Source organism: Streptomyces sp. NPDC048411 (genome assembly GCF_040704695.1).
Lineage (GTDB): Bacteria > Actinomycetota > Actinomycetes > Streptomycetales > Streptomycetaceae > Streptomyces.
In genome coordinates this window covers 1-8,240 of record NZ_JBEZKL010000212.1, presented here as the reverse complement: position 1 = coordinate 8,240, position 8,240 = coordinate 1, and the positions used below count along the sequence as shown (strand labels likewise).

11 protein-coding genes and 1 pseudogene are annotated in these 8,240 nt (G+C 69.2%); 5 read left to right on the top strand and 7 right to left on the bottom strand.

All coding sequences use genetic code 11. The features are described 5' to 3' along the window. Positions 1 to 383: 383 nt before the first annotated feature. Both AB0915_RS36970 and AB0915_RS36965 read left to right on the top strand, forming a co-directional pair. On the top strand, positions 384 to 617 hold the full coding sequence (locus AB0915_RS36970) for a cation transporter (protein ID WP_366695478.1): 234 nt from the start codon (positions 384 to 386) through the stop codon (positions 615 to 617). A 61-nt stretch (positions 618 to 678) separates the two neighbouring features. Next, positions 679 to 1,233 carry a hypothetical protein gene (locus AB0915_RS36965; protein WP_366695476.1) on the top strand — a complete coding sequence of 185 codons (555 nt, stop codon included), beginning with the start codon at positions 679 to 681 and terminating at the stop codon, positions 1,231 to 1,233. 112 nt (positions 1,234 to 1,345) lie between these two features. Here the strand turns inward: AB0915_RS36965 and AB0915_RS36960 are convergent, their stop codons facing one another. Together AB0915_RS36960 and amcB are read right to left on the bottom strand one after the other, a co-directional pair. Next, a complete protein-coding gene (locus AB0915_RS36960; RefSeq protein ID WP_366695474.1) occupies positions 1,346 to 1,531 on the bottom strand; it encodes a hypothetical protein in 186 nt (61 codons plus the stop codon). Then, a complete protein-coding gene (gene amcB, locus AB0915_RS36955; protein ID WP_366695472.1) occupies positions 1,509 to 2,663 on the bottom strand; it encodes a cyclophane-forming radical SAM peptide maturase AmcB in 1,155 nt (384 codons plus the stop codon). Before amcB ends, AB0915_RS36960 begins: the two co-directional genes overlap by 23 nt. Before the next feature lie 169 nt (positions 2,664 to 2,832). Here amcB and AB0915_RS36950 point away from each other — a divergent pair, with 169 nt between their 5' ends. The 3 genes from AB0915_RS36950 to AB0915_RS36940 are packed head-to-tail and all read left to right on the top strand — an operon-like array spanning position 2,833 to position 3,976. Next, the gene (locus AB0915_RS36950) at positions 2,833 to 3,045 is read left to right on the top strand and encodes a hypothetical protein (RefSeq protein ID WP_366695470.1); all 213 of its coding nucleotides are present in this window, start codon (positions 2,833 to 2,835) and stop codon (positions 3,043 to 3,045) included. Next, positions 3,042 to 3,551, top strand: a complete 510-nt coding sequence (locus AB0915_RS36945) for a hypothetical protein (RefSeq protein WP_366695468.1) — start codon at positions 3,042 to 3,044, stop codon at positions 3,549 to 3,551. Before AB0915_RS36950 ends, AB0915_RS36945 begins: the two co-directional genes overlap by 4 nt. Then, positions 3,476 to 3,976 (top strand): FlgD immunoglobulin-like domain containing protein, encoded by a 501-nt coding sequence (locus AB0915_RS36940; RefSeq protein ID WP_366695466.1) that lies wholly within the window; start codon positions 3,476 to 3,478, stop codon positions 3,974 to 3,976. Before AB0915_RS36945 ends, AB0915_RS36940 begins: the two co-directional genes overlap by 76 nt. 373 nt (positions 3,977 to 4,349) lie before the next feature. Here AB0915_RS36940 and AB0915_RS36935 read toward each other — a convergent pair whose 3' ends face one another. The 5 genes and pseudogenes from AB0915_RS36935 to AB0915_RS36915 all read right to left on the bottom strand — a co-directional run. Beyond that, positions 4,350 to 4,922: a dihydrofolate reductase family protein gene (locus AB0915_RS36935; protein WP_366695464.1), complete on the bottom strand. Its 573-nt coding sequence runs from the start codon at positions 4,920 to 4,922 to the stop codon at positions 4,350 to 4,352. Between the two features lie 193 nt (positions 4,923 to 5,115). After that, positions 5,116 to 5,853, bottom strand: coding sequence for an SRPBCC domain-containing protein (locus AB0915_RS36930; RefSeq protein WP_366695462.1), 738 nt, complete (start codon positions 5,851 to 5,853; stop codon positions 5,116 to 5,118). Beyond that, on the bottom strand, positions 5,850 to 6,524 hold the full coding sequence (locus tag AB0915_RS36925; RefSeq protein WP_366695460.1) for a helix-turn-helix domain-containing protein: 675 nt from the start codon (positions 6,522 to 6,524) through the stop codon (positions 5,850 to 5,852). The genes AB0915_RS36930 and AB0915_RS36925 overlap by 4 nt, the downstream gene beginning before the upstream one ends. Positions 6,525 to 7,155: 631 nt before the next feature. After that, positions 7,156 to 7,851: pseudogene (locus tag AB0915_RS36920) on the bottom strand (DUF6461 domain-containing protein). A gap of 109 nt (positions 7,852 to 7,960) precedes the next feature. Continuing rightward, a partial coding sequence (locus AB0915_RS36915; protein ID WP_366695458.1) for an SH3 domain-containing protein occupies positions 7,961 to 8,240 on the bottom strand: 280 nt, incomplete at its 5' end.

Below are 8,240 nucleotides of genomic sequence, written 5' to 3'. Positions count from 1 at the left end.
GCCGCCCCACCCGGGGCGGCCACCGCGACCCCGGACCCCCGCCTCAGCACCTGCGAACGCTCAGAACGACCACTCCCGAGGCGGCCCGGTTGCCTCGCCACCCCGCCCCAGAGAGCACCTCCATGCTCATCGCCGCCCGACCCCCGCGCCTCCCTCCCCGACGGAGTCAGCGATCGAAGGCCGGCGGCCACCCATCCTCACCCCGCTCGCCGGGCCCGGTGGCAGGCCCGGCACCGGCGCCACCGGGCACGGTCCCGATGGGCAGGGTCACTGACCTGGCCGATCCCGGCGAAAAACCCGGCGATTTCCCCGGCGAGACGCACCCGCCCCGGGCGGACTCTTCTACCTGACCGCACCACCACCAACACCTCGAGGAGATCCCCTTGCTCTCCGGCACCCCCCGCACCTTCATCGGCTCGACCACTTTCGAGGTCACCGGTATGAGCTGCGCGCATTGCGTCCGCTCCGTTATCGAGGAGATCTCGAGTGTCGCCGGCGTCGAGTCCGTCACCGTCGATCTGGCCACCGGCAGCGTCACTGTCACCGCCTCCCAGCCGGTCGAACGCGCCGACATCGCCGCCGCAGTCGCCGAGGCCGGCTACGCCCTCGTCCCGTGACACCACCCATCCCTGGAGACATGCCGTGCACAGCCAACCCGCCACCCCAGGCACAGTTCCCGTGCCCACCGACGCCGTGACGCACAACGGCCACCGCCTGAGTGCCAAGAAATTCGCCCTGCACTTCGCCGAGATGGTCGTGGCCATGGCCGTCGGCATGATGGTCCTGCACCCGGTGTGGATGTTCGTCCTCGACGCACTCGGCGCCACCGGACTGATGCACAGTCCTTACACCGGCGCGCTGATCATGGCGACGAACATGACGGTGGCCATGTCCGCGTGGATGACGTTCCGCGGCCACCACTGGCGGCCCATCGCCGAGATGGGCTCGGCCATGTACGTGCCCTTCCTGGTGCTGTTCGTGCCGCTGGCGCTCGAGCTCATCGACACCGGCGCCCTGATGCTGTGGGGCCACCTGCTCATGCTCCCGGCGATGGCCGTGGCCATGCTGCTGCGCCCGCGTGAGTACGCCCACTGCTGTGGAATCGAACGCGCACGCCGCTCGACCGTGCACCACACGCCGACTCGCCGACGCGGAGCTGATCCCGCGCGGACGCATCGCCTTCCATGGCATAGGCCCGGAAGCGGCGTGTCCGCACCCGGGCCTGAGATGTGACGATCGCTCACCAGTGACGCCTCAACAGGATCACTGTTTCTCCCCGAGTCGTACGCCGCAGGCCGCGCCACCGGCTCTCCTGCGAAGGCTGCACCACCGGAGTGGTGTCGGTTCAGGCAGCTCCATCGGTCGTGTCGAAGCCGGGCGCACCGTAACCCCAGCCGAAGATGCCGGCGGTCTCGTGGCATTCACCGGCCTGAGCCGCGGCCCGGGCGAGCGGATCCCCGCAGGCTTCGATCCGCTCGGCGAGCCGGACGGTGCTCTCCATGGCCTTGTCAGACACAGGCACGTTCGGCATGACGCAGAATTCCTTCCATCAGGTTGATCTTGCTGGCACGGCAGTACACGGTCTCGGTACTGTCCAGGCGGCCGGTTTCGAAGTACTTGTTGGCCGCTTGGCCGCCGCGGCAGTAAGCGAAGTAATCGCAGTGCTTGCGGCAGCTGGTCACGCCCGCGAGCGCGTCGGCGACCCAGGGCACTTTGTGCGCCCGCGCCGCCAGGACGGCGAGCGGGGTGTCCAGGACATTGCCTGCGGAGAACGGGCCATGGCGGGGCGAACGGAAGCCCGCCAGCTCCGCGCCGATCGGGAGGAAGTCTCCGTCCCAGGCGACCAGGGGCAGCGGCATCACCGGACGGTCAGCACGCTGAGCCGCGCCGCCGGCCAGCTCCTCACGGATGTAGGTGTAGGCATGGTCGAGTTCCCTGACCCGGATGCGCGGATCGGCCTGCCAGCAGGCCGCAAGCTCCTGCCAGAACCCGACGACCCCGCCCTCCGGCTCCTGCCCACCCCCGTACACGCCCTTCTTCTCAGCCAGGTTCACCCCCAGGCTGTCGCAGCCCAGCTCACAGGCGAACCGGTACAGAGCGGTGGCCGCCCCGGGAGCCACGTTGGCCACTACCGCGATCATGTTGAAGTCGATGCCGGCCCGGCGCAGCATCCCGATCGCGCTCACGACCCGCTCCAGACTCGGGTGTCCCGCCCAGTCCACCCGTGCGGCGTTCGCCTCCCCTGGGCCGTCGACACTCACCGCCACCCGGACCGGGACCGTCGAGAGCACCTCGCACCACGCCTCGTCGATGAGCGTGGCGTTGGTCTGCACGGCATGCGTCACCGCGTGCCCCTCGCCCGGCCCGAACGGCGCCAGCAGAGAACGGAAATACGCCGGGCCCACGGCAAGCGGCTCACCGCCGTGCCACACCACGGCTACCGGGTGCTTCCCGGCCCATTCCCGGACACCGGTCGCCACCGCCTGGGCGACTCCCACACTCATGCGCCGCGACACCTTTCGGTCCGGCAGATAGCAGTAGGAGCAGTTGAGATTACACAGCGTCGTCGGCTGCATCAGCACCACCGACGGCACCTCCGCCAGCCATGCCTCATTCGCCCGCATACCGCTCGCGTCGGCAGGCCCCGCCCCAAGAATTGCCACATCGCGAGCGTAGGTCCGGTGCACCGCGTGTCGCCCCGACCCGCCGCACCCTTCACACCTTCGAGCGAGCGCATCACCCCGGCGCGCTCCATACCAACACCTCAACAGTTGTCGCTTCTGAGCGGCTTCGCTGCGGATCAGTGGGGCCTGGTGACATCGGCGCAGACCCGTGAAGCGGACAGACGACATCACCGTGGTCGGTTCGGGCGACATCCCGTTCGGCGCGGTCCCGCGCCCCCGCCTGACCACGACATTCTTCGACCTGCCCAGCGCAGCCGCGGCCGTCGGTACGACTATCGAGCGGCTCCTGGCCGGCCAAGACCCGGCCCCGGCATCGCCCCTCACGGCACAGCCTCATCTGATCACCCGGGACTCCGCATGACCGGTGACGACCCGGAGCACCCGGCGGACAGCTTCCCGCTGCCCGGCACGGACGGCCGGATCCTCGATACGGCACCGGAGTTCGTGCTGTACGAGGCGGGCGGACACCAATATGTCGTGGACACCGCTCGCGACCTCATCGTCCGCGAGCAGCCGGCGCAGGCCGCCGTACTGGATCAGCAGAGGCTGTATAAACCGGCGCTGAACAAATCTGGCACGGTGAAGGTGATCAACCTGCGCTCCGGCAAGCTGACCGGGACCACCGACCTCGGCTCCGCCTGCGTTCCCAACGAACTGCAGCACAGCGGCACCCTGCTGTCCTGGAGCTGCGCATCGCAGGACGCGGCGGGCGTACGCGACCTGGCGACCGGGCACACCTACCCCGCCCCGGCGTCCTCCTGCTGGGCGACCGCTTCCTGGCCCACCGCGACGTGTCCCGCGATCGAGGCCTCACGGCCCTGCAGACGGACGGCGGTACGGCCGACCTGGGCACCATCACAGGCCTGAAGCAGCCCACGGACGGCGACAGGCGCGGCACCACCTGGACCCTCGATGCGGGCCTCGGCAAGCTCGTCTGGGTCGGCGCGGACGACACCGTCCACGTCACCGCGCCGCAGCACGCGGTTTCTCCGCTGCGCGTCGCCCGCACCGCCGCACCCCGAACGACGGCCGGTGAGTGGGCTGCCGCGTGGTGGCTCTCCAAGCCCGCAGCGTCCTGGCAGTTGACCCTCACCAACCGCGCGACCGGCGAGATCGTCCGCACCTGGACGGGCGAGGAGACCCCCAGCGCAGTACGGGTCACCTGGGACGATACGTCCGAGTCGGGCACCCCGGTGGCGACCGGCGGCTACACCTGGCAGCTGACCGCCACCCCGGCGGACGGCACGGGCCCGGACGCGACGGCCTCGGGCGTCGTGAAGGTCACCGGCTGAGCACAGCGCCGCATGGAAGTCGGCTCCTTCCCCGAGGCCGTCTCGGGGAAGGAGCCGGAGCCCTGTATACCGTCAACCTCCACGCCGGCGGGTGGCGGTGCTCATCTTTCCGGCGGGCTGCTCTCCTGACCTGAGTGGGCGATGAGTCTGTGTCGCGTCGCACCGGCACGCGAGGGCCGGTGACCTGTGCGGCGGAAGATGGCTGCCCGCCGGAGTTCTGTGCTGCGGAAGGCCCACAGAACAGGAAACAGATGCCGGCCGACCTGAACGCAGTGGCTCCGCGGTGCCTCCGCCCACGACCCAGGCATCGGGAAGGGACGCGAATCGCCAGCACGGCTCGCGAGGGCCGCAGAGCCGGATGCCTGCAGCGTCGTCAGCGGACGACGTCGAAGACCTGCTTCTGCAGGCCGTTGCTGTATACCTCGTGCTCGACCAGCTTCAGTTTCTGGGTGTCCTTGTCCGTGGTGCTGAACAGGCGCTTGCCGGCTCCGAGCAGCAGCGGGAAGACGAGAAGGTGGTAGCGGTCGATCAGGCCCGCGTCCGAGAGGCTGTGGTTCAGCGAGGCGCTGCCGTGGACGATGATCGGGCCGCCGCCCGTCTCCTTGAGGGCGGCGACCTCGTCGAGGGATCGCAGGATGCTGGTCTCACCCCAGTTGGAGACCAGCTTGTCCTGAGTGAGGGTGGTGGAGACGACGTACTTCGGCATCGTCTTGTAATGCGCGAACTCCGCCATGTCCGGCCACACAGGGCTGAACGCTTCGTAGCTGACCCGGCCCATCAGGATCGCGGTGGACTCCTGCTGTTCGCGCTCCTTGATCTCGAATGCCTCGGGGACGAAGTCGACCTCCTTGAAGGTCCATCCGGAGTTGCGGTAGCCGGGTTCGCCGCCCGGCCCCTCCACGACGCCGTCGAGCGAGATGAAGGCCGTGCTGATCACAGTGCGCATGAGAAATCTTCCTCGGTGCCTTGGCGATGTGTTGTGTGACTCCTCGGTGCGCGCTTGGGCCGCGCTCACGGCGCAGGCGCCCCGAAGGTGAGGTGCCAGTGGCAGCTGCGGAGAGCGGCCGGTCCGGCAGTATTGGGGGTGAAGCGGATCCGGGTGCCCGACGGTGCGTCTGTGCGCCCGTGTGAGCCGGGGGTCAGGCGATCAAGCCGTTCAGCCACTGCTGCCAGGCGGCCTCGGCGCTGTCCGTGTCCGGGCCGAAGAGGTGGTGGAACATCAGCACCACGCCGGGGAAGTGGTGGAAGGTGTAGATCCCGTCGGCGGTGCGGACCTCGATGCGCTCGTCGTCCGACCAGGTCACTTCGCCGTCCACCGGCGGCAGGCCGGCCGGCTCGGCGTGCGCCCGCGCGCCCACGGCGACCGGGCTCGGCAGCGACAGCCCGCGGGTGAGGGCCGCCCGGACCTGCTGCGCGGGCTGCTCGCCCGAGGGCGCCATGACGAAGACGGGGATGCCGGTGCGTCCCGGGAAGTGGGCCAGGTACTCGCGGAGCGTGTGGAGGTGGAAGGGCCAGCCACGGCGCAGCGCGTCGTACTCGTCCTGCCAGTCGTCGCCGAGCACGCCGCTCTGGACGACGCGGAGCACGGTGCTGCCGCCCTCGCGCCCCTCGATCAGGTACTCGAAGGCCATGAAGCGGCCGTCCTCGGTGGTGGCCGTGCGGGTAGCGAAGCGTCTGCCGGGTTCGTAGGCGGTGACCACCGAAGTCTCCCGGTTACCCCCGGTGTCCATGGCGGCTGTGCCGCCCTCGCGCGGCTCCACCTCGTTGCGTCCCATGAACCAGGAGTCGATCCCCGGTCCGGTGGCGATCGCCTGCCAGACCTGCTCCGGGGTCACCGGCAGGGTCGTCTCCTGCTCGATCTCGAAGGGGTGCGTCATCGCGGGTTCTCCTGTCGTGCTTCCGATCCGTGTCCTTCTGTCCCCCTGGGGTTCTGCTGCGGGTCGGCCTCGCTCCCCGGGGCGCCGGAGGGTGCGGCGGGGATCTGGTGGAGCCCGACGATCACCCGGTGACTGCGGCCCCCAGGGGCGGACTCGTCGTGGTAGCGGCTGACCAGGGCCGTCACGGCCTGGGCCAGTTCGTCGGCGAAGGCCGTGCGGTCGGCCGCGGAGGCGAACCGTACCTCCGCATCGATGGCGAAGGTGGCCAGTCGCCGCCGGGCCCGGGAGGCGCCGCTCAGCAGGGCACCGACCTCCTGCACCAGTCGAGCTCCCAGCGACAGCAGCCAGTGGGCGGAGAGCTGGTCCGGGGACCGGGACGGGTCCGGGCTGACGGCGGCCAGGGCGCTGGGGGAGATCACGTAGGAGGCGGCAGTGGCGCGGTACACCCGCTCGGTGACATTGCCCTTGCGCCGTTCCTCGACGAGTTCGACCAAGCCGTGACGCTCCAGTTCCTTCAGGTGGTAGTTGACCTTCTGCCGGGGCAGCCCCAGGCGGGCGGCCAGCATGGCGGCCGAGCCTGGCTCGGCCAGGGCGGCGAGGATCCGGGACCGTATCGGGTCCAGGGACGCCTCGGCTGCAGCGGGTTCTTCGATCACAGCGACGTCCAGCACCACTCCAGGGTGCAGCCGACAATAATTATTGTCAAGACAAGAAAAACTGTCGGTGTCCTCTGCTAGGTGCGAGGAGGCGTGGCCTGCTGACGGGCACCGTGCAACAAGGTGGGGCGCCGGTCGTCGGGGCCGTGTCTCATATATTCGCTCAATGGCCACATGTGCTGATCAGCGCGACTGCGCGTTCCATGACATTCCCGGTGTCCGGAACTTCCGCGATGCGGGTGGCGTAGGTGCCCTGGATGCCATGTCACCAGAAGGAGCATGGTGCTTGGAGGAACTCGGCCTGCGCAGCGTGATCGACCTGCGCAGTCGCCCCCCCCGGAGCCGGAGTTGGTGGCCAGACCTGATATGCGTCAGTTCCTGGAGTTCGAGTACAGCCACATACCGCTCTTCACCGGGCAGCGTTGGCCCGCGGATCAGCGAGAGCTCTACCCCGCCATGGCCGAGCATGCTGGGCGCTCGACTGGTGCAGGAGGTCGGTGCCCTGCTGAGCGGCGCCTCCCGGGCCTGCCGGCGCCTGGCGACAGCAGGTGCTGAGTCACCCGGCCCGGGTACGACTAGGGGTGCGCGGTGGGGGGCACCCCTACGCACCATCACGGGTCAGAGCTGAGCCCGGTCAACGTGGACGTTACGTCCGCTCGCCGTGCGCATCGGTGATGTCGATGGTGATGCTCTTCCATTCCTCGGCAGGCTCCTCCGGGACTTCCCCCACCTGGTACTGGGCCTCCGCCAGTAGCTCCTCGGTCACCTGGACGCCCGTAAGGCGCTCTGTCAGCGCGAGGACCGCCGCCTTTCGATCGGTGTCGGGAGCCTCGTCACCTGTGGGGTTGAGGCCGACCTCTATCATCACGGCGTTCAGTTCATCGGGAGTGCTGCCGGTTCTGTCCGCGGGCCACTCGAAGGTGGTTCGCAGTTCCCCGTTCTCGTACCAGTGGAAGAAGTCCATGGGCTTCCCCCCGTTGCTCGAATGCGAGACAGCACGCGTCCCAGCGGAGAGCGCCTCCATGAGGCGCGGGCGCGTGCCCAGATCGCCTCCGAACTCCAGAGCGAGAGTCCAGTCCCTTCCCTCGCCCTGCGCGGTGAACGCTCCTGCGAGGAAGGCCTCGGGCCACTCCTCGTATCCGTCCAAGAACTACTGCTGCTCCTCGATGAGCTCAATGAGCCCCTCACACACACCTCGCGGCTCCGTTCCCACGATCCGGAACAACTCCGAAGGCGAGACTCCCCGTACCAGCGTCAGGGTGTACCCGACCTCCAGTGCATAGGCGAACGGCGAGGACGAGGAACGTATCCAGCCGTAATCGGCCGGGGTGGCTGAAGTCATGGATCGCATCCTGCCAGCGGCCTCTGACAGCGGCGATCAGCGGCCCGACGAACTCCAGGTGCTCCCCGCACCCGCGGGGAGTCGGCCCTCCGGCCTGTCGCAGGTCAGCTCAGGCGCATGCAGACCGCAGGCTTGATGTGCTTTTTGGCCACCCACCGGCCCGGCCGGCACGCAAGCCGTTGTGCGCGTCATGGTCCAGCTCCACCCGGTACCAGCCGCCGCGCTCCTCGTAGGCCGGGACGGTGTCGTCGGGTCCGAGCAGGCCGAGGGACGCATGCCGTGCCCCCGGCCCGTTACGCAGGTGGATCGTCGTCGTGGGGTGGTAGCCGCAGCTGTTGAACTCCTGCGTCACCGTCGCCGCGGTTGCGGCGGCCGCAGGGATGGCGGCC

Excerpts from the sequence above, each read along its gene's own strand:
- AB0915_RS36945 (WP_366695468.1), top strand. The coding sequence starts at position 3,042 with ATGACCGGTGACGACCCGGAGCACCCGGCGGACAGCTTCCCGCTGCCC.
- AB0915_RS36960 (WP_366695474.1), bottom strand. The coding sequence starts at position 1,531 with ATGCCGAACGTGCCTGTGTCTGACAAGGCCATGGAGAGCACCGTCCGG.
- AB0915_RS36930 (WP_366695462.1), bottom strand. The coding sequence starts at position 5,853 with ATGACGCACCCCTTCGAGATCGAGCAGGAGACGACCCTGCCGGTGACC.
- AB0915_RS36935 (WP_366695464.1), bottom strand. The coding sequence starts at position 4,922 with ATGCGCACTGTGATCAGCACGGCCTTCATCTCGCTCGACGGCGTCGTG.